The sequence below is a fragment of the Planotetraspora silvatica genome (assembly GCF_016863315.1).
Lineage (GTDB): Bacteria > Actinomycetota > Actinomycetes > Streptosporangiales > Streptosporangiaceae > Planotetraspora > Planotetraspora silvatica.
Map to the genome: position 1 here is coordinate 77,110 of NZ_BOOQ01000052.1, position 20,333 is coordinate 97,442.

Below are 20,333 nucleotides of genomic sequence, written 5' to 3' on the forward strand. Positions count from 1 at the left end.
CGCCCTTGACGAGCCGCCGAGGTCGGCGCGATGCTCGTACTAGAGCGCTCTAGTTGAGGAGACTTCGTGCCATTCCCCTCCCCCCTTCCCGAGCCTGTGCGCTTCGGGCTCATCGGCGCCGGCCGCATCGGCGCCTTCCACGCCACCACGCTCGCCCGGCGCCTTCCGGAGGCCGCGTTGGTCGTCGTCGCCGATCCCGCGGGCGGGGCCGCGGAGCGGCTCGCCGCACCACTCGGCGCCGCGGCCACCACCGACGTCGACGCCGTGCTGGCCGACGATCGCGTCGAGGCGGTGGCCGTCACCTCCTCCTCGACCGCGCACGCGGACCTCGTGATCAGGGCCGCCGCTGCGGGCAAGGCCGTGTTCTGCGAGAAGCCGATGGCGATGACCCTCGACGAGGCGGACGCGGCGATCGCGGCCTGCCGGCGGGCGGGCGTGCCCCTGCAGGTCGGGTTCAACCGCCGCTTCGCCGCCGACTTCGCCGCCGCCAAGAGGATCGTCGACGACGGCGGCGTCGGCACGCCGCAACTCCTCCGCTCGCTGACGCGCGACCCCGGCCTGGCGGATCCCGGGGCGGTCCCCCCGTGGACGATCTTCACCCAGACGCTCATCCACGATTTCGACACCCTCAACTGGTTCAATGCCGGCGCGGCCGCCGTGGAGGTCAACGCCATGGCCGACGCCCTCGTCGCACCCGGCTTCCGGTCCGCCGGGCTCCTCGACACCGCCGTGGTGACCATCCGGTTCGGCAACGGCGCGCTCGCCACAGCGGAGGCGAGCTTCTCCGCGGCCTACGGCTACGACGTGCGCGGCGAGGTCTTCGGCTCCTCGGGGATGGTGACCGTCGGCACCCCGGCCCAGCCGGCCGTACGGCATTGGAGCGGCGCCGGCGTGGCGGGCCCGACCGTGCGGGCGGACACCGAACTCTTCCCCGACGCGTACGCCGCCGAACTGGCCGCCTTCTGCCTGGCGGTGCGCGAGGGCACCCCGCCCCTGGTGGGAGGAGACGACGCCCGGGCCGCGTTGCGGATCGCGCTGGCCTGCGTCGCGTCGGTCGAACGCGGCGCTCCGGTCCGCATCGGCGAGATCGACCGGCCCGCGGAGGCCGCCGTATGAGCACGCGTGGCAGGCAGGGTCCGTTCACCTTGGCGGTCTGCGCCGAGATGGTCTTCCGTGAACTGCCCGTGGCCGAGCGGGTCCGGCGGATCACCGAGCTGGACTTCCAGGTCGAGATCTGGGACTGGACCCGCCACGACATCGGCATGCTGGCCGCCCTCCGCGAGGAGGGGGCCGTCTACTCCTCCATGACCGGCTACGTGCGGGGAGGTCTCACCGATCCGGCCGGCGCGGACGAACTGCTCACGACCGCCGCGGAGTCCGTCGCGGTGGCGCGGCGGCTCGGGATCCCGCGGCTCAACCTGCACGGGACCGGCCTCGACGGAGACGGCCTGCCGGTGGTTCCGGCCACGGAGGTGACCGGCGCGATGTGGCTGGCCGCGCACCGCACGCTCGGCAGGATCGCCCGCCTCGGCCAGGAGCACGGGGTCACCTTCGTGCTCGAGAACCTGAACACCGCCGTGGACCACCCGGGCGTGCCCTTCGGCCGGGCGGAGGACTGCCTGGCGCTCGTGGAGTCGGTCGGCAGTGAGCACCTGCGGCTGATGCTCGACCTCTACCACGCCCAGATCGGCGAGGGGAACCTCATCGAGTTGTGCCGCAGGGCCCTGCCGTGGATCGGTGAGATCCAGGTGGCGGACGTGCCGGGGCGCCGCGAGCCAGGCACCGGCGAGATCAATTACCCCGCCGTCGCGCGGGCCCTTGCGGACATGGGCTTCAGCGGGACGATCGGCCTGGAGGGCTGGGCCTCCGGGGACGGCACGGCGGCCCTACGCGCCTTCAGGGACGCCTTCACCGTCGAGCCCGCCGTACGCGGCACGGGGATCACAACCATCCCCTCCGTTTGAACACCAGATAGAGCGCGGCGGAGGCCAGCACCATGGTGATCAGAGCCAGGGGGTAGCCGAGGAACCAGTGCAACTCCGGCATGTACTCGAAGTTCATCCCGTAGACGGTCCCGATGAGAGTGGGAGCGAAGAAGATCGCGGCCCAGGCCGAGATCTTCTTGATCTCCTCGTTTTGGGTGTAGCTGGCCTCGGTAAGGTGCTTGACCTCCTCGTTCTGCGCCTGACCGATCAGCGCCGCCTTGATGGTGAGGGTGGTCTGGTAGAACTCGATGACCCCCTGGAGGTACTCCCGCTCGCCGTCGGCGACGCGGCGGATCCGCTCGAACTGGCCGGCGATGTCGACCACGAGACGCTGCCCTCCCGGCGAGATCCGCGTGAGTCCGGACATCCCCCCGTAGATCGCGCCGCTCAGCGCCCCCATGGTCCGTACGGCGAGCAGGCCGTGGCGGGCGCGGAACAGCTCGTTGAGGAACTCTTCCGGTTCGCCGACGTGCCCGCCGGTGACCCGCTGCTCCAGTCGCCACACGTCGCTGGTCACCGTCTCCACGTACTCCTCCTGGTTGCGGATCAGAGCGGAGACGATCGCGTGGGACAGTTCGAAGGCCGTGGCGGGCCGCAGGCGCCCGGCCTTGATCCGTGACAGGACCGCCCGGGTCTCGCGCACCGCGATCTCCGGATCGACCGCCGGGTTGATCGGGCCGTGGACGGTCACCAGATAGTTGCGGCCGACGAACTGGTCGAGCTCGATGTAATGCACATGGCCGCGCTCGCCCCGCTCAGGCGTGTGCAGGACGACGAACACGTGGTCCAGGTAGGCGTGCATCTTGGGCACCCGGTTGCGTTCGACACAGTCCTTGATCGCCATGGGATGGAAGGCGAACACCTCCGACAGCACACGTGCGGCATCCCTGTCGCAACTCGGGATGTCCACCCACACCAGGCCGTCCTGCCGGGCGAGCAGCGCCGGCAGTTCCTCGACGGTACGCTCCTCGATCCCCTCGTCACCGATCAGGCGCACGTCCATTCGGCCTCCACCCCCGAGCGCAACCTCTGGACCAGACCCCGGCGCCGTGTTGCCCCACTCATTCGATCCTGCCAGGGCGGCCATTCCCGTCTCGGTCATGGACCCCCGAATGCACCCATCATGGAACCTTCCTCGTCAACCGGGCGTAGTGATGCGAGGCATGGCCGTCAGGATCGAATCAAGATTCCCCTGATAAACGGAGGATCAGCTCATATTTGGTCCATGACGATGATTTCCTCGTGGCGAGCGGCCGACGTCCGGCAGTGGCACGGCCGCGGCATGGAGCAGTTCCATCACCCCCGTCCCGCCTGCCTCGGCCACGGATCGTCCCTCCGGCCCACGGAGGAGCGCCGCCTGCTGACGGAAGGTCTCAGTGGCACGGTGCTGGAGATCGGCGCGGGCGACGGGGTCAAATTCGCCTGCTATCCGAACACGGTCCAGGAGATCGCCGTCGCCGAGACCGAATCCTTCCTGCTCGACACGGTCCGCCTGAACTGCGAGCAGGGACCGGTCCCGGTGTACCGGGTCGCCGGCGACGTCACCCGCCTCCCGGTGCCGGACGGCGCGTTCGACGCCGTCGTCTGCTCGCTGATCCTGTGCACGGCGCCCGACCTCGGGCAGTCCCTCGCGGAGGTCAAGCGGGCGCTCAAACCGGGCGGCGAAATGCGCTTCTACGAGCACGTGCGGTCGGCCAACCCCCTCGCCGCGGCCGCGGAGAGCCTCGTCACGCCCCTCTGGTCACAGGTGTGCGGCGGCTGCCACCCCGCCAGGGACACGCTGACCGCCATCGAGACGGCCGGGTTCGTGGTCGATCACGTGTCCCGGTTCTCCGTCCTCGCGGTCAGCCACGTGCTCGGCGCCGCCAGGAAGACCGCCTGACGGCCGGCTCCCCGGACCGCCGGCGGCGGGAGGTCATGTTCTCGGTATCCCCTGGCCCGGTCTGGCCGGAGCCGTCGCGCGATCACGCAGAGCGGCCGCGCGGACGGCGAGAGCCCGCGACAGCGCTTCGCAGTCGTCGAGGGTGAGCGGAGCCCGCGGCAGGAGATACAGCAGCCCGGCAGGCCCGTCGACGAGGTCGACCGGCAACGGGCGGGTGGGCGCTTCGATGGATGTGGTAGTCACAATGCGCGTCATTCTGCCGCCTGGCACCGACAGAAATCGCGGCATTTGTTCGCGGGCCGGCGATCAGTGCGGTCCCGCCGGCCCGCCGCCGGCATGAACGCGCCCACCGCGAGCGCCACGACCGGCGGCGCGAAGCCGCCGCGCTTTCAGGCGGGAGCCGTCCCGTGCTGCCGCGCTTTCAGGCGGGAGCCGTCCCGTGCTGACGGGCGAGCCAGGCGGCGTAGTGCGGGCGTTCGGCGATCGCCTCACGATGCGCCTGCGCCGCGAACGCGGTCAGTTCCTCGGCGCGCCGGGCGAGCGGGCCGTCGCGACGCCAGGCCACGAGATGCCGGAGCCACAGCGGGTTCCCGGCGAGCGGGCGCACCACGATGCCCGGACCGTCCTGCACCGTGGCCTGGCAGGGTGAGACCGCGTGCCCGCCGGCCACCAACTGCCGGATCATCGTCTGCTCGGTCATGCTGTGCGGGACCCGTGGGGTGAAGCCCGCCTCCTGACACGCGGAGTAGACGCACTCGGGCCAGCCGACGCCGTCGGGCGGCGAGATCACCCAGTCGTCGCCGGCGAGGTCGGCCAGGCGCACCTCCTGCTCGTCGGCGAGCGGGTGCCCGCTGCTCATGAGCACGAAGACCGGCTCAGTCGCCACGAGCCGCATGCCGACCGAGGGGACGGGGGGCAGCTCGTTTCCCGGGTAGTCGACCAGGGTCGCCGCGTCGAGGCGGCGGGAGGCCAGCAGGTCGAGCAGGAGCCGCGGGGAGTATTCGGTGTGCACGGTGATCGACACGCCCGGCACGGCGAAGAGCCGGCTGAGCAGGCCGGACAGCATGGGCGTCACATATCCCCCGATGCGCGCCACGTCCGACTGATCATCGTCGGCCCTGACCCCGCTGAGCAGTTCGTCCACGGTGAGCAGGATGGATCTGGCCCGGGTCAGCACGAACTGACCGAAGGGCGTCGGGGTGATGCCGAGGCGTCCGCGCCGGAAGAGCTGCCCGCCGAAGGCCCCCTCGACCCGCTGGAGCTGGGCGGTGAGCGCGGGTTGCGACACCCCGACGGCGATGGCGGCTTTGCTGAGGCTCCCGGCGTCGGCGATGGCGCAGATCACCCGCAGGTGGCGAAGCTCCAGCTGCACAGCAGCCCCTCCTTTCACCCCTATAACGCCAGGAATATACCCCTTCAGGATTTGCGGCATATTTCGTAGTTCGCCCAGGGTGGAGCCGAGACCGATAAGAGGAACGCCGCATGCCCGTCACCCACCGCCACTCCGGATACGTCTTCACGGACCACACGCTCACGGTCCCGCTCGACCACGCCGCCCCCGGCGGCCGGACGATCGAGCTGTTCGCCCGTGAGGTGATCGCCGCGGACCGGGAGCCCGCGCACCTGCCCTGGCTGCTCTACCTCGAAGGCGGCCCGGGCAACAGGGCCCCGCGTGAGCTCCCCGCCTGGCTGGAGCGGGCGAGCCGGGACTTCCGGGTGCTCCTGCTCGATCAGCGGGGCACGGGACGGAGCACGCCCGTCACCCGGCAGACCCTGACCGATCTCGCCGTCTCCGCGGACGACCTGCGCCACTTCAGGGCGGACGCCATCGTGCGCGATGCCGAACTGTTCCGGGCGCACCTCGCGGGTGACCGCCCGTGGAGCGTCCTCGGCCAGAGCTTCGGCGGGTTCTGCGCGCTCACCTACCTGTCTTCGGCCCCCGAGGGCCTGCGTGAGGTGATGATCACGGGCGGGTTGCCGTCGCTGACCGCCTCGCCGTACGACGTGTATCGGGCCGCCTACCCACGTGTCCTGGCCCACAACGACCGTTTCTTCGCCCGCTATCCGGGTGATCAGGAAATCGCGGCGAAGGTCGTGGATCACCTGCGGGACGACGAGGTGTCGCTGCCGGGCGGCGACGTGCTCACTCCGCGCCGGTTCCAGACGCTGGGCATCACGTTCGGCCAGGAGCGGCGCTTCGACCTCCTCCATCACCTGCTGGAGGAGGCGTTCATCGGGAGCGGCCGGCTCTCCGACGCCTTCCTGCGCCGGGTCGACTCCGTGGTCTCCTTCGCCGAACGCCCCCTCTACGCCCTGCTGCACGAGATGATCTATTGCCAGGGCGAGGCCTCCGCCTGGGCCGCGCACCGGGCGTCGGCCGCGTTCCCCGAGTTCGACCTGGAGCGGGGCGGGCCGGTCCGGTTCACCGGCGAAATGATCTTCCCGTGGCACTTCGACGAGGACCCCGCGCTGGCGCCGCTGCGCTCGTGCGCCGAGCGACTCGCCGCCTACAGCGCCTGGCCGCACCTGTACGACCCCGACCGACTGGCCCGCAACACCGTGCCGGTGGCCGCGGCGATCTATCACGACGACATGTACGTCGACCGCGAGCACTCACTCCGTACGGCCGGCGCGGTGGGCGGCCTGGTCCATTGGATCACCAACGAGTACGCCCACGACGGCCTCAGCCGCGGCCCCGCCGTACTGGACCGGCTGATCCACATGGTCCGCCGCTGACCGAGACCGGACCGCCCGCGGCCTCCTGACGGCACCTTGGCGGAGGGCGCGCGTTCACCTCTCTGCCCTATACGAACCGGGAGCGCCGAGATCGACACGGCGTCCGGCGGACGGGGCGATTCCTCCTGCTACTCAGCGAGGGCGCAGACTCCCCGTGCGATTCATGGAAATGAATGCGAATTCAGCTGCTGCCAACAATCCGAAGGGTCTCTTGCCTGGTCGGACATTCACCAGAGGGCGGGGAGTTTAAATAGGAATTACAGTCCCCATTAAGCCATAAATCCAGAGTTATCCCTACTTGGGATGGGCACGCGGGGCACTGCGGGGCGGATAGTGCAGGCACACTCCGATTTGTCGCTGGAGGTCCCCCCGTGCGCATTCCCAGGCCGTTCACGGCCTTGGCGGCCCTCTCGATGACCGCCGTCTTCCTCACCGTCCCCGCGACCCAGGCCGGAGCCGACACCACCACCGCTGCCGTCGGCAGCGCGACCGTGGTGCCGCTCCAGGTCACCGGTGATCCCGCCAAGCGCTTCAACCTGATCATCATGGGCGACGGCTACACCGAGGGCGAGCAGTCCACGTTCGCCGCGGACGCCGATCATCACCTCAACGTGTTGTGGTCGATCGAGCCGTACAAGTCGTACCGCAACTACTTCAACGTCTACCGGGTCGACATCGTCTCCGGCGAGTCCGGCGTCGGCTGCGACCCCGACCTGTCAGCAGGCCGGAAGACCACGCCGTTGAGCATGGGCTTCTGGGGCGGCTGCAACGCGTCCAGCGTCCAGCGGCTGCTCACCCTGAACAACTCGGCCGCCAACACCTACGCCAACCTGGTCGCGGGAACCCGCAGCGCCAACCGGCAGATCCTGGCGCTGGCCAACAGCGGCACGTACGGCGGCGCGGGCGGCACCTACGCCACCGCCTCGGGACACAACTCCATGTCGGCCCTGATCGCCCCGCACGAGATCGGCCACTCGCTCGGCGGCCTGGACGACGAGTACTCCTACTACTCGCGTGGCGTGGACGGCGGACCGTACACGGGCGGGGAACCCTCCTCCGCGCACCACACGTTGCTGACCGAGCAGCAGATGCTCGACCAGCAGAAGAAGTGGTGGCGCTGGCTCGGCGAGCCCAGCGAGGCCGGCGGCCTCATCGGCAGATACGAGGGCGGCCTGTACAAGAGCAGCGGCGTCTGGCGGCCGAGCCAGCACTCGATCATGCGGACCCTGGGCTACTACTACGACCAGGTCAGCCGGGAGATCATGACCCAGAAGATCGCGGCCAAGGTCAGCCTCATCCAGGGCAGCACGCCGACCGCCTCCCCGGTCGGCGCCGACCGGGTGCTGTGGGCCGAGCCGATGCACCCCAACACCCATTCGCTCACCACGGCGTGGAGTGTGGACGGCACCGAGCTTTCCGGCCACGGCACCTCGCTCGATCTGCGCACGCTGAGCCTGTCGCCCGGCACGCACAAGGTGACGGCGACCGTCGCGGATCCGACCGGCTTCGTCCGGGACCCGGCCATCCGCACCGCGCTCACCGCGACCCGCACGTGGACGGTGGACACGAGCCTGGCCACCACCCCCGCGGCGACCGGTCCCGGCTTCCTGTCGTCCACGCCGACAGGTCTGCCCGTGGCCCGCGAGGAGGTCGTCTACGCCGAGACCACCCACCCCGACGACGGCGTCCCCGCCGTCACCTGGGCTCTGGACGGCACGCGCCTCGACGACACCGACGGGGACCTCGACCTGGGAGCCGTACAGCTCACGCCCGGCGACCACACCCTCACCGCCACCTCGGGCGGCCAGACGCTCACCTGGACCGTGGACGACTCGCTGCCCACGACCGGCTACGAGCTTTCCGAACCGCTGGCCGGGTCGGGCGACGCCTACGTCTACAACGGCCCCTTCACCATGAAGCTCACCGGCCAGGACGACCAGCCCGGATACGTCGTGCGGGAGTCGCGGGTGGACGGTGACGGCTGGTTCAACTACTTCGGCTGGCCGACCTCCGCCGACCTGCCGTGGACGTTCAGCGAGAGCGGAACCACCATCGACAGCCTCACGTACGGCAAGCTGCCCCGCGGCGCGCACACTGTCGAGTACCGCTCCATCGACGCCGCAGGCAACTACGGACAGCCGAAGACCTTCAAGGTGACGACCCTCGCGGCGCCGCCGGAGTGCACCACGACGATCACCGGCCCGCGCAAGGGGGCTCTCGTCGTCACCTCGGGAGTCACCTGCCTGAACGACGCCGAGATCAGCGGCGCTGTGACGGTGCGCCGCGGCGCGTCGCTGGTGATGAACCGCGGCACGATCAAGGGCGGGCTCACGTCGTCGTCCGCCGCCCAGGTTCACCTGCTCAAGGCCCACGTCAACGGTTCGATCGCCATCTCCGGGACGACCGGGGCGCTGGTGGTCGCCGGCTCCGACATCACCGGGGCGGTGAGCCTGACCGGCAACACCACCGCGGAGGCGGCCGTTGTCACGGGCACCACCATCCACGGCGCGATGGCCTGCGCCGGCAACACGCCCGCGCCCACCAACGCCGGAGTGGCCAACGACCTCACCGGTGCCGGCGCCCAGTGCGGCGCCCTCGTCACGACGTCCCAGCCCAAGAACCGGAACCTGTCCTACGAGGCGGTCCAGCCTTCGCGAGGCTGACGCCGAATTCCAACGAGAACCGCGGGGCGCCCTCATACGAGGGCGCCCCGCGCGCGTGTCCGAGCTCCGTCGATATCGGCTGGTGAGCCGCATCACCCCAATGCAACGATGCACACATGGCGCACATCTGGGATCGGCTCTCCGGGCTGACGAGGCGGGGCCACTCCCCCCTCGCCCATGAGCCGATCCTGAGCACGATTCACGACCTGACCGTGAAAACCCTCCAGGGCCGACGCCACTCCGTCGACGAACTCGTACAAGCGCTGTTCGGCGTCGTACCGCACGACGATCTCGCCGAGCATGCCTTGGACATGCTCGTCGACGCCGGACCACGGCTCTGGATCGACCTCGATTCCGCTCTGCGCGCGAGGGTGCACGGCTACTCCGATGCGCGCGTCATCCAGGCGCCGGCCGTACAGAAGATGACCAATCCCCTCGCGGTCGCGCTGGCCGCGTGCGGCCGCGACGGCCGCGGACGGGAAGAGGCGCTGAAGCACCCGGCGATGCGCGTCGATCCCCGGCTCTATCCCGTGCTGACCATCCGGACGACGGACTGGGTCACGGCCGTCCAAGGCCGGGCCGAGCGTGTGCTGGCCGGAGTGCTGGCGCGCGCGGACGCCGGGACGTTGCTCGCCATCCTTCCGATGGCCGCCCGTCTCCATGATCGCCGGCGCGGACAGCATGCGATCGTGCTGGTCGAAGACGCTCTGCTGCGCGCCGACGACATGACACTCGCCGCCGTACGCGCCTGCGACGATCCGCGGGGCCGGCGACTCGCGTACCAGGTGTGCCTGGAGGCCGACCGGGTCGATCAACGGCAACTCGTCGCCGCCGCCCTGCACGAGAGCGACATCGTCGTCCAGAGCCGATGCGCCGAGAGACTCTCTGCCCAAGCCGTCTCCCAACGCCGGCCAGAAGTGCTCGACGAGCTACTGGACAGCGCCTCCGCGCGGGTGCGCGTCGAAGCACTCACCGCGCTGATACAGCTCGGCCGTACGGAATCAGGACCGCGTCTTCTGGACGACAAAGCATCGATGGTGCGGTTGACCGCACAATTGGCGGTCAGGAGAGCAGGCGCCGACCCGGCCGAGCTCTACCGCCAACGGCTGGTCGCTCGGCCGACACACGGAGTCCGCGGCCTGCTCGCCGGCCTCGGCGACTGCGGAACCCGGGCCGACGCCGAACTGGTGATCCCTTATCTCGGGCACCCACGCCCGCGCGTCCGCGCCGAGGCGGTTCGCACACTGCGCCGCCTCGGCGCGGACGCCGACCTCACCGCCTTGCTCGAGGATCCCGCACCTGTGGTCGTCCGCAACGTGGTCAGCAGCCTGCGCGCATCCGGTCCCGGCGTCCCCACCGATCTTCTGTGGACCCTGATCGGCCCCGGCAACCCCCGTCATGTACGGCGCGGCGCCCACCGACTCCTGGCCGAGCACGAAACCTGGAGCAGGATCAAGGCCGATCTGATCCTCGTCACCGACTCGGACGACGTTCTGAGCAGGCAAGCCCGCGCCGACCTCGACGTCTGGCGCGCCCGCGACTTCACGTCCGTGTACCGCGGCCCCTCCGCAACGCTGCTCCGAGACCTGGAAACACTCATCGCGAAGGCAGAGACGGCCATCGGCGCGGACTTCGCCCGTATGCTCCGCTGGATCATCCGGTCTTGACCAGCCGACCCCATCGGGGTGCCCACCGTCGCGCCGGCCCTGCGATCGGGCGTCAGGAGCATCGAGACCATCGCGGCAACATCGTCGGAAATCCGGCGTTGACACGCTATTTATGCCTGCGGGCGGATTCATCATCAGGAAGGCGTCAACGTCGCTTGCCCGGCGCTTCACGAGCCGACAGAGTGGATTCTCGACCGAACCGGGCGCCCGGAAGGGAGGGAAGCATGACACCGCGGATCGCCTGCACGGAGATCTCCGGCCGCGCGTGCCTTCTCTCCTTGTTTGTGCCCGTTCGATGTCACGTCCCTTGAGCCGGGACGTCGATACGGGTGGCGGGTCCCCGATGCGCATTCAGACCGACCCGTTCCGCGCCGTGACCACGATCATGTGATCCGGCGCCGATGGCCTCCCGGTGAACGCCGCAGGCCGGCGGACGAGGTTGCGGCCGGGCATACCCGCGCCTCCTTCGCCGTGCCCTGGGCTTCACGGAGAAATCCGGTCACTCCATCTCGGGAGGCCCCCCAAGGGCGGGAACAGGTTCCCGCCGATCAATGGAGAAGGGCCATGACCACACCTCACCCCCTCGCGCCTTCGATCACGACCGCCAAGAAGGAACTGTTCCTCCTGGCCGCGCGTACCCTGGCCGACGACTCCGCGCAGGACCCCGGCGATCGCTTCGCCAGCCTGGTCGATCAGTTGGCGGTCAACGAGGCGCCGTGGATCCGCGGCCTCATCGACTGGACCCGCAGGCAGCCCGCGCTGCGCCGGTTCGGCATCGCGGTCGCGGTCGAGTTCATGCACGCACGGATGGTGGCCGGTCTGGGCGCTCCCGGAGAGAGGCGCGAACTGATCGACAACCTGCTGACCCGGGCCGACGAGCCGGGCGACCTGCTCGCGCACTGGGTCCGCCGCCATGGCCACTCGATCCCCAAATCGGTCAAGGCGGGCGTGGCCGACGCCGCCGCGCGACTGTACGACGAAGTCGCGCTCCTCACCTACGACACCGAGGACGCCGCCATGCGCTTCGCCGAGGTGATCGCCCTCACCCACCCCAAGCCGATCGGCAAGATCCAGAACGAGATCTTCCAGTACGCGGCACTTCGCCGGCGCGGCTCTCACCCGGTTCCCGAGTCGCTGGCGACGCTGCGAGCACGGGCCCAGTTGGAGGCCGTGCCGCCCGACAGGCGTCTTCGCACACTCGACCGGCCCGACGCCGGCGGCGTGTTCGTCAGGGCCGCGATGAACTGGCACCAGGTACGCGACTGGCTGGGCGGGACGATGACCGACAAGGCGTGGGCCGTGGTCGTGCCGCCGATGAGCTACCGGGAACGACTGGCGCACCTGCCGGACTTCGACCGGGCGGGCCTGGCCGACGAGGTCGCCGACTGGATATCGGCCGATCTGGCCGCGCAGAAGTCGGTGAAGCGTGGCCGGGCCCTGCCGGTGGAGATCCTCACCGCCCACCGCTCCGTCCCCTCGTCGCGATGGTCGTGGGCGCTGGAGCAGGCCCTGGAGCACTCCCTGGAGCAGGTACCGGCCCTGCCCGGGCGCACGCTCATCCTCGTGGACCGCAGCGAGCCGATGTCCGCACCGGTTTCCGCGACGTCGCCGCTGACACGAGCGGACGCGTCAGCCGTCTTCGGCGCCGCCCTCGCGTTGCGGTCCTCCTCCGCCGACCTGGTCGAATGCGGACGGGTCACCGGGCCGGTGCAGGCCGGGAACGGCGACCTGCTGATCGACACGCTCGCCCGATTCGCCGAACCGGGCGGCGGCCAGACGGTGGCCCAGGCTCTGCGCGAGCACGTGCGGGGGCATGACCGGGTCGTCGTCCTCACCCACCCCGGCGCCGCGGTCGAAGCCGCGGAGGCCGTGACCGTGCCCGGTCACGAGCACATCATCACCGACGTCAGCGACCCCTGGTTCGCCGCCGTCCCGCACATCGAGATGGCGCGCACCGGCGCCTGGCCCTTCTAAGAGAGATCACCATGTCCAAGCGTGCCCGCAAGAAACGCACCCGCAGGAACAAGAGCGCCAACCACGGAATGAAGCCCGGCCACGGCTGATCTCCCACGGGCTCCGGCACGGCGACGTGCCGGAGCCCGCTTTGTATCCGGCCCACAGTCCCACATGGCTGGCCCGTCTTGGTAAGTAAGCTGAGCCAGGTCGTCGCGGGCAAAGGCGATGCTGGGAAAACCGCTTCAATCTTCGAGATTGTGGCCGTCTGATGGATGTTCCGCGTCCGGAGGCCTGAGCCGGTTCGAGTCCGGTAGCTCCGCGACGACTACGAGCACGGCCCCAGGGGCTGCCACCAGTACGTGCCGCAGGCGTGTCAGACGGGGCGGGCACATAGGGCGCTCACGGGGGTTCACGAGCAACGCCATGGCCGCCTGGCCTGCACACCAGCAGGTCAGAAGAGGCTGGACCGAAGTCTTCCAAACCGGCGGACGTGCGATCGTGCGGGGCGGCGCTGGTCCCCGTTCCCCTAGTCTGTCGAAGTGATCGAGTTGGGCTCACGAGAGCGTAACCAACCGCCGCCTCCCCATGTCGTGTGGGAGAGTCTGGCCAACCCGTGGCGACCTGGTGGACGACGGTGGCTTGATCTGCGTTCCGATGAGGTCGAGCCCCGCATCCTCCATGCGGTGGAGCCGGAACTCGTGGTCTGGTCGTCGTTGTGGCCCGAAAGGCCCGACGATGAGATCCGGTTCGATATACGGCCGGCCGAGAACGGATGCGCACTGCGCTGGACGCTGGTGACGCCCGGGGAAGCGCCGGAGCAAGCTGTGATCGGTCATCTGCGTCACCGGCTCAACTTCTTAATCAATGCTCAGCTCCGCTTCTCCTTTGGACAGTAGGGCCGGAATCGCCGCCTGACGAACTGCGTGACGACGCCGATGAATGACCGCGGACACTGGCGGACGGCAACGGACGGTCTCCGCAGGTGGAGAACCTGTAAGCCCAGTTCGAACGCCTGTTGTCGCCTTACCAGCAAGCGACTGTTGAACCCGCGGGGATCATCATCCGTCGATGTGGAGTGACAGAGCACACGTCCAACTTCGCCGAGGGACCGCTTATGGACACCGCCGAACCGTCTGCGTTCTTCCGCCACCGCACCCGCTTCGGCGCAGTCGCCGCAGGCGTGGGGATCCTTGCCCTCAGCGTCTTCGGAGTGGCCCGCTGGGTTGGCGACAGCCACTCCTCTAGCGAAATGATCTACGTGTCCACCCCGGGTGGCCCCTACGTTTGCGGAGAGTCGTTTGCAATGCCCGCCGTCGGACAGCTCGGCGGCCTCACGCTTTCGATCCCTTCGGTCCGCCGGCAGTCCACGACCGAAGGTCCCCGCATACAGGTCGCGTTCTCCTCCGATAGGCAATACACCGGAACAACCACCCCGGCCGCTCAGGTCCAGGTCCTTTACCTCGAGGACGGAGCAATCGTGGGCGGTGGCCCCACTCTCAGCCCGAAACGTGACGACGGCGCCCCTCAGGCCCAGCCCGCCCTTAGCGAGCAACTGGACGTGCAGCCCGGCAAACCGGTCATCCAGAACCTCGGTGCACGCAACGGCCTATGCGGATCCCTGACCTGGAGCGAGGTGTGGTCCGACCCCTCCAGCTTCGAGGTCCTGGCGCTGGCCGCACCGGCAGAGGACGGGCATCAGGCCGACGGGATACCGTTCGCTCTCGTCGATTTCGCCTCGCTGCCTCACTGAGCCTGGATTCCGGGTGCCTGGCCGGCGCGTTCCACTCCCTGGCGCGCGGGACGACCCTGCGCCGCCGCCTGGTCAACGTGCCCGCCCGGATCGCCCGGCACGGCCGCGGCCATCTCACCTACCACCTGCCCGCACATTGGCGCCGGCAGCACGCCTGGATGAACCTGTTCGACGCGACATTCAGGCCGCCACCGGCCTGTGCGGGCTGACCAGACCCGCCCTCTCGCAGCCTTCCCCTCGACCAGCCCGGTCACCAGGGCTCCCCTAGCGCACGAAACCCCACCCCAACCTGATCATCATGTGGACAGGTCGTGACCCTCGCACGACAGCCCTCCTACGCCCGAAAACAGCACATGAGCAGGCTTTACAGTCCTCGTCGGGGAATCAGAACCGAAACGATCACTGGAATTGCAAGGCGGTGGATCTAGGCCGAGATAGAGACAGCGGGGGAAGGGACCATCCCCCGGCCTTCAGCTCGTGTTCGCCTCGATATCCGTTGAGTCGCGAGCGTGAACGCGATCACGACGATTTGAGGTGTGCGGCGAGCGCTGCCGCGGCTTCGGAGAGGCCGGACCAGCCTTGACTGCACAGCAGCAGATTGCGCTTCGCCCAGGAATTCGTCAGGTCCACGGCCCGCAGGTCGTAGGCACGCTGCCAACGGGCGGCCGCAACCGCGGGAACTACGGCGATGCCGACCCCAGCCGCCACCGCACTGCAGATCGCCTCCGTGGTCGGCAGATGCGCTCGGTAGCGAGGCCGGAGCCCGAGCGGCTGAGCCTGCCCGCTCAGATGCTCCTGCAACGGGTTCCCCGCGGTGAAGCCGACGAATGGGTGGCCGAGGCAGTCGCTGAACGCGACATCAGCACGCCCGGCCAGAGCATGGCCTGGCCGCACGATGACGACCAGCGGGTCGGGACGCAGTACCGCGCGTTCCAGCCGGCCCGAGTCCACGGTGTCGGCGATGATCCCCAGTTCCACCCGGCCGTCGGTGACGGCGGCGACAATCTCATGGCTTGGCCGTTCCTCCAACTCCAGGTCGATGTCGGGGTTGTCGGCCATGAAGTCGACCATCATCGACGGCACGAGCGTTTCGGTTGCCGAAGTGTTCGCCAAGATCACTAAAGTGGACCGCAGGCCGTCGGAATACCGGGCCAACTCTGAACGCATCCGGGCGATCTGCCCAACGACTTCACGGGCATGGGCCACCAGCAACCACCCTGCCGGTGATGGCGCAACGCCACGGCGATGCCGGATCAACAGCGGCGCCCCCAGAGCCTTCTCCATCGCCTTGATCCTCGCACTGGCCGAGGCCAGCGACAGGTGTGACCGATCCGCCCCCTGGGTGATGCTGCCCTGGTCGACCACCTGCAAGAACAGCTGAAGATCGGTCAGGTCGTACGTCATGGGTCGAGACGTTACCCGCACCGGCCCTATCCGAGAAGCCTTCGGCTCAGCCGAAGGCTTACTCACCAAAGGACTCATTGTGAACTCGATGTCAAACGTCCAAGCTGAATACAGGACACCAGACACCGTCTGTCGAGTACGACGGGTATCCCGCCAATCCTTCTCGGAGGCACCAATGACATCTCGGGCCGAGCTAGCCGAAGTCGCCGAGAAACGCATCGCCACGGACTGGGGCCTGGACGAGTGGGCGGACCGGCTTGTCGAGCAGGCCGGACTCGGAGTCACCATCCTGGACCGCCACGGAACGGTGATGTACTACAACAAGTGGGCATCGGAGCATCTCGACCGGATGCCCGAATACATCGACGACGACGTCCGGAAGCGGCATCGCCGAGCGGTGACCAATCCCCGTTTCGACGCCATGCTCAAGCTGTTCGAAGACGGCCGCATTGAGCCGGTGAGCTACGTCGCCAGGCCCTATGGGAAGACGACAATCCTGGTCACGGTCTCACCGATCCGGGTCGAAGGCGAATTTGTCGGCTTGTCCCAGATCGTACTTCTCAAGGACGAGGTACAGGAACTTTGCGCGCGGTTCGACACGTCGGGACGCGATTCCTTCGAGAGAGAAATGCTGCCTGATGGCCCGCCGGCAACCTGAAAGCACGAAATTCGTTCGAAGAAGTGATCTCAATGAATTTCCGGTAGGTGGCCGTGTTCGAGATGGGTGAGGACGAGGGCGGCGCAGGGCAGCAGAGCCTCGCCGCCCGGGACTTGGACGTCACCCGCCAGGTGCGGACCAGTTCGTGGCTGGGGCGACGGTACCAGGGGCAGGGAATCGGCACCGAAATGCGCGCAGCCATACTCCACCTGGCCTTCGCCGGCCTGGATGCCGATGAAGCTCTCTCTGGCGCACTCGAGCACAACCACGCCTCTCGGGCCGTCTCGCACAAACTCGGCTATCACCACGACGGTCACCAACGTCGGGCGCTGAACGGGAAAATGGTCGTAGAGCATCGGCTATGCCTGACCCGGGCGGCGTGGGAGCAGCACCGTACGGTCCCCGTCAGCGTTGAAGGGCTTGCACCCTGCTTGCCCTTTCTGGACATCGATGCGTCAGCGTGTGACTGAACGAGGGCGTGCGCCCTTAGCAAGCAGCAGGGTCAGCCGCAGGTCAGAGAACCGCTGGGAGCAGAGCCCGGCCTACAGGCAGACTCGTCCGCTGTCCCCTGTTAGAACTGGGGTTTTCCTGCCCTCATTCATGATCGGGGCACAAGAAGCCGCTTGCGACGCTGACGACTGACGACTGACGACTGACGACTGACGACGACGACGACGATCTACGCATGCCGTACGTGAACGACTTCGGAGATGGGCGTCTGTGGGACCGTAGCGGCCGGCCGTGGCACCGCATCGCCCAGTGGTTGGACCCAGACGAGGCGGCTGAACTGCTCGCAGAAGGCGCTACATGGCTCGTGCAATGGTGCGATGAAGGCTTCACCTGGGGCGATTCCTCAGACGTGCCCGCCGTAGAACTCTTGGAACGCATGGTGGTCACGTCCAGCGGGGTGGTGTATGGAGTCGACCTCCGCGTGATCCGTTTCTGCAGGTTAAGCGGTGAGCGTTTCCGGTAGCTGTTGCTGGGTCGGTGTGTCGCCCGGGATTACGCGTAGGCGGGCTTTGGCTAGGACGTCCAGGCCCATGTAGCGGCGGGCTTCGGTCCATTCGTCGGTCTGTTCGGCGAGCACGGCGCCGACGAGGCGGATGATGGCGGCTCGGTCGGGGAAGATGCCAACGACGTCGGTGCGGCGGCGGATCTCCTTGTTCAGCCGTTCCTGGGGGTTGTTCGACCAGATCTGTTTCCAGATCTCTCTCGGGAACTGGGCGAAGGCGAGCAGGTCCTCGCGGGCTTGGTCGAGGTGATCGGCGGCGGCCGGGTATTTCGCCTGGAGGGCGTCGATGACCCAGGCGTGCTGAGCTCGAACCTGTTCGGTGGTCGGCTGATCGAAGATGGTCCGCACCAGGGTCGCCACCCACGGCTGCGCCGACTTCGGAACCGTGGTCAGCAAATTGCGCAGGTAGTGAAGCCGTCAGGAATTAAGGCGTTGCTTTCTGATCTTGGGCTCGTTGATGTGGTATGTCCATCCCCGCCGAGGTCCGCGAACAGCTTGCGCGGAAATTCGAGGTGCTGCTCCCGCATCTGAACGAGCGTCAGCAGCGACTGGTGCTGGCCGCCGAGGCCCTGCTGCTGGGGCACGGCGGCGTGCGGGCGGTCGCCCGGGCGGCCGGTGTCAGCGAGACAACCGTCCGCAGCGGGGTCTTCGAACTGGAAGAAGGCGGGGATCCCCTGCCGGTTGATCGCATCCGGCGGCCAGGTGGGGGCCGCAAACCGGTGACCGAGCACGACCCTGGGCTGATGCCCGCCCTGTTGGCGCTGGTCGAGCCGGACGAGCGGGGCGATCCGGAGTCGCCGCTGCGATGGACGACAAAGTCGCTGCGGCACCTGGCCGAGGAGCTGACCAGGCAGGGACATCCCACCTCCGCTCCAACGGTAGGGCGGCTGCTGAAGTCGGCCGGCTTCAGCCTGCAGGCCAACGTCAAGACGCTCGAAGGTGCCCAGCATCCCGACCGCGATGCCCAATTCCGCTACATCAACGAGCAGGTCAAAGGCCACCAGGCTGACGGCGAGCCGGTGATCAGCGTGGACACCAAAAAGCGGGAACAACTGGGCCGGCTACCGATGGCCGGACGGGAGTGGCGCCCCCGGGGCGAGCCCGTCGAGGTCGAGGACCACCACTTCTTCTTCAGCGGCCCGGATGTCGAGCAAGCGATCCCATACGGGATCTACGACATCACCCGCAACACCGGCTGGGTGAACGTCGGCGTCGACCACGACACCTCCGTCTTCGCTGTGGAGTCCGTCCGCCGCTGGTGGAAGGCGCGCGGTAGCAGGGACTACCCAAAGGCATCCCGCCTGCTGATCACCGCCGACGCGGGCGGCTCCAACGGCTACCGCTACCGCGTCTGGAAGAGTGAACTGGCCGCCTTGGCCGCCGAGACCGGGCTGACCATCACGGTCTGCCACTTTCCGCCGGGAACCTCCAAGTGGAACAAGATCGAGCACCGGCTGTTTTCACACATCACCCTCAACTGGCGGGGCCGGCCTCTGACCAGCCATGAGGTGGTCGTCAAGACGATCGCGACGACCCGCACCAGCGGCGGGCTACTCATCGAGGCCGCCCTGGATGTCGGCGACTACCCCACCGGCATCGCGATAAGCAAGGAGCGCATGGCAGCCCTGCCCCTTGAGCGGCACACCACCCACGGCACCTGGAACTACACCCTCCACCCCCAACCCGCCTCCAGCGCCAGCGAGGCAGCGCCCGTCAGTGAGTCCAGCGGCCCCGCCCAGCGTCGCCAGGCCATGCTTCATCGGCTGACCGACCCGCGGCTGACCGGCATGAGCCCCGCACAACTCGAGCAGCTGGCCGCCGCCCTCGCTCCCGCCCAAGCCGCCCGGACCCAGCAGCGACACAGCCAACAACGCGGCGGGCGGGCCCGGCGAGCGACAGGCAAACTCCGCGTCAAGCCACTCTTCAACGATGCCGCACGCCTCCTGCTCACGCTCCTCTACCAGCGGCAGGTCTGCTCCATGAACGTGCTCTCCGACCTGCTGGAAGTCACCGCCACCTGCATCGCCGACCTTGTCAGGCAGACCCGCGAAGCCCTCGAAGACCACGGCCACAACACCGGGGTGGCTCCGCTCCGGTTTGCCAACGCTGATGCCCTGATCACCTTCCTGGACAGTGATCAGCGCCCCGCGCGAACCGACATCATCGGGCAACTGTCCCACCCGACTCTGACCGGACTCACCCGAGACGAACTACACCAACTCACCGACCGTGTCGCAGCGCGGCAGTTAGCTCAAGCCGAACGCCTCTCCTATCAACGGCGCGGCGGCCCACGCCAGCCCGGCGCTCGGGCCGGCGTCTTCCCGCAAAAGATCAGCAACAGCGAACGCGTCCTACTCACCGTTCTCTACCAGCGACGCCTCTGCACCCTGGACGTCCTCGCCGACGCCCTCGGGAATGTCAGCAGGTCCGCCATCGGCAACGTCATTCGCGAGACCCGACCACTCCTCCTACAGGAAGGCCATATTCCCGACCACGCCTCTACCCGCTACCGCACAGCGGCCGATCTCCTCGCTGCAGCATCAGCGAGCCACAACGCGCCGACAGGTTGATTCTTGACGGCTTCAGTGGGTCCGGCACCGCTGCCAGGACGCGCCCGGCA

Annotated in this window: 17 protein-coding genes and 1 pseudogene; 13 read left to right on the forward strand and 5 right to left on the reverse strand. The window is 68.4% G+C overall.

Annotation, left to right across the window (positions count from 1 at the left end; all coding sequences use genetic code 11):
• Window positions 1–66: 66 nt before the first annotated feature.
• Together Psi02_RS34100 and Psi02_RS34105 are read left to right on the forward strand one after the other, a co-directional pair.
• On the forward strand, window positions 67–1,116 hold the full coding sequence (locus tag Psi02_RS34100) for a Gfo/Idh/MocA family oxidoreductase (protein WP_203979986.1): 1,050 nt from the start codon (window positions 67–69) through the stop codon (window positions 1,114–1,116).
• Window positions 1,113–1,964: a TIM barrel protein gene (locus Psi02_RS34105; RefSeq protein WP_203979987.1), complete on the forward strand. Its 852-nt coding sequence runs from the start codon at window positions 1,113–1,115 to the stop codon at window positions 1,962–1,964. The genes Psi02_RS34100 and Psi02_RS34105 overlap by 4 nt, the downstream gene beginning before the upstream one ends.
• On the opposite strand, the gene Psi02_RS34110 is transcribed toward Psi02_RS34105, so the two are convergent.
• Complete coding sequence (locus Psi02_RS34110) at window positions 1,942–2,988, reverse strand: magnesium transporter CorA family protein (protein ID WP_203979988.1); 1,047 nt, start codon at window positions 2,986–2,988, stop codon at window positions 1,942–1,944. The genes Psi02_RS34105 and Psi02_RS34110 overlap by 23 nt on opposite strands.
• Window positions 2,989–3,210: 222 nt before the next feature.
• On the opposite strand from Psi02_RS34110, the gene Psi02_RS34115 reads away from it, so the two are divergent.
• On the forward strand, window positions 3,211–3,867 hold the full coding sequence (locus Psi02_RS34115) for a class I SAM-dependent methyltransferase (protein ID WP_203979989.1): 657 nt from the start codon (window positions 3,211–3,213) through the stop codon (window positions 3,865–3,867).
• Window positions 3,868–3,900: 33 nt separating this feature from the next.
• Here the strand turns inward: Psi02_RS34115 and Psi02_RS34120 are convergent, their stop codons facing one another.
• Window positions 3,901–4,110, reverse strand: coding sequence for a hypothetical protein (locus Psi02_RS34120; protein WP_203979990.1), 210 nt, complete (start codon window positions 4,108–4,110; stop codon window positions 3,901–3,903).
• A 178-nt stretch (window positions 4,111–4,288) separates the two neighbouring features.
• The gene (locus Psi02_RS34125) at window positions 4,289–5,239 is read right to left on the reverse strand and encodes a LysR family transcriptional regulator (RefSeq protein WP_203979991.1); all 951 of its coding nucleotides are present in this window, start codon (window positions 5,237–5,239) and stop codon (window positions 4,289–4,291) included.
• Between the two features lie 110 nt (window positions 5,240–5,349).
• Here Psi02_RS34125 and Psi02_RS34130 point away from each other — a divergent pair, with 110 nt between their 5' ends.
• The 7 genes from Psi02_RS34130 to Psi02_RS34155 all read left to right on the forward strand — a co-directional run bounded on the left by Psi02_RS34130 (window position 5,350) and on the right by Psi02_RS34155 (window position 14,639).
• On the forward strand, window positions 5,350–6,603 hold the full coding sequence (locus Psi02_RS34130) for an alpha/beta fold hydrolase (protein WP_203979992.1): 1,254 nt from the start codon (window positions 5,350–5,352) through the stop codon (window positions 6,601–6,603).
• A 371-nt stretch (window positions 6,604–6,974) separates the two neighbouring features.
• A complete protein-coding gene (locus Psi02_RS34135) occupies window positions 6,975–9,266 on the forward strand; it encodes a M64 family metallopeptidase (protein ID WP_239095397.1) in 2,292 nt (763 codons plus the stop codon).
• A 116-nt stretch (window positions 9,267–9,382) separates the two neighbouring features.
• Window positions 9,383–10,933 carry a HEAT repeat domain-containing protein gene (locus Psi02_RS34140; RefSeq protein ID WP_203979993.1) on the forward strand — a complete coding sequence of 517 codons (1,551 nt, stop codon included), beginning with the start codon at window positions 9,383–9,385 and terminating at the stop codon, window positions 10,931–10,933.
• Window positions 10,934–11,497: 564 nt separating this feature from the next.
• Window positions 11,498–12,907 carry a TROVE domain-containing protein gene (locus Psi02_RS34145; RefSeq protein ID WP_203979994.1) on the forward strand — a complete coding sequence of 470 codons (1,410 nt, stop codon included), beginning with the start codon at window positions 11,498–11,500 and terminating at the stop codon, window positions 12,905–12,907.
• Window positions 12,908–12,918: 11 nt separating this feature from the next.
• Entirely contained in the window at window positions 12,919–12,996 is a 78-nt protein-coding gene (locus tag Psi02_RS41200) for a 50S ribosomal protein bL37 (protein ID WP_373317732.1), read from the forward strand.
• 432 nt (window positions 12,997–13,428) lie between these two features.
• The gene (locus Psi02_RS34150; RefSeq protein WP_203979995.1) at window positions 13,429–13,785 is read left to right on the forward strand and encodes an SRPBCC family protein; all 357 of its coding nucleotides are present in this window, start codon (window positions 13,429–13,431) and stop codon (window positions 13,783–13,785) included.
• Between the two features lie 218 nt (window positions 13,786–14,003).
• Window positions 14,004–14,639: a hypothetical protein gene (locus tag Psi02_RS34155; protein ID WP_203979996.1), complete on the forward strand. Its 636-nt coding sequence runs from the start codon at window positions 14,004–14,006 to the stop codon at window positions 14,637–14,639.
• A gap of 519 nt (window positions 14,640–15,158) precedes the next feature.
• Here Psi02_RS34155 and Psi02_RS34160 read toward each other — a convergent pair.
• The gene (locus tag Psi02_RS34160; RefSeq protein WP_203979997.1) at window positions 15,159–16,043 is read right to left on the reverse strand and encodes a LysR family transcriptional regulator; all 885 of its coding nucleotides are present in this window, start codon (window positions 16,041–16,043) and stop codon (window positions 15,159–15,161) included.
• A 175-nt stretch (window positions 16,044–16,218) separates the two neighbouring features.
• Here Psi02_RS34160 and Psi02_RS34165 point away from each other — a divergent pair, with 175 nt between their 5' ends.
• Together Psi02_RS34165 and Psi02_RS34170 are read left to right on the forward strand one after the other, a co-directional pair.
• Window positions 16,219–16,701, forward strand: a complete 483-nt coding sequence (locus Psi02_RS34165; protein ID WP_203979998.1) for a transcriptional regulator — start codon at window positions 16,219–16,221, stop codon at window positions 16,699–16,701.
• Window positions 16,702–16,748: 47 nt separating this feature from the next.
• On the forward strand, window positions 16,749–17,171 hold the full coding sequence (locus Psi02_RS34170; RefSeq protein WP_239095398.1) for a GNAT family N-acetyltransferase: 423 nt from the start codon (window positions 16,749–16,751) through the stop codon (window positions 17,169–17,171).
• Between the two features lie 479 nt (window positions 17,172–17,650).
• Here Psi02_RS34170 and Psi02_RS34175 read toward each other — a convergent pair.
• Window positions 17,651–18,130 (reverse strand): annotated as a pseudogene (locus Psi02_RS34175) (transposase); the annotation flags it as partial.
• Between the two features lie 47 nt (window positions 18,131–18,177).
• Here Psi02_RS34175 and Psi02_RS34180 point away from each other — a divergent pair.
• A complete protein-coding gene (locus tag Psi02_RS34180; protein ID WP_203980000.1) occupies window positions 18,178–20,283 on the forward strand; it encodes an ISAzo13 family transposase in 2,106 nt (701 codons plus the stop codon).
• The last annotated feature ends 50 nt before the right edge of the window (window positions 20,284–20,333 follow it).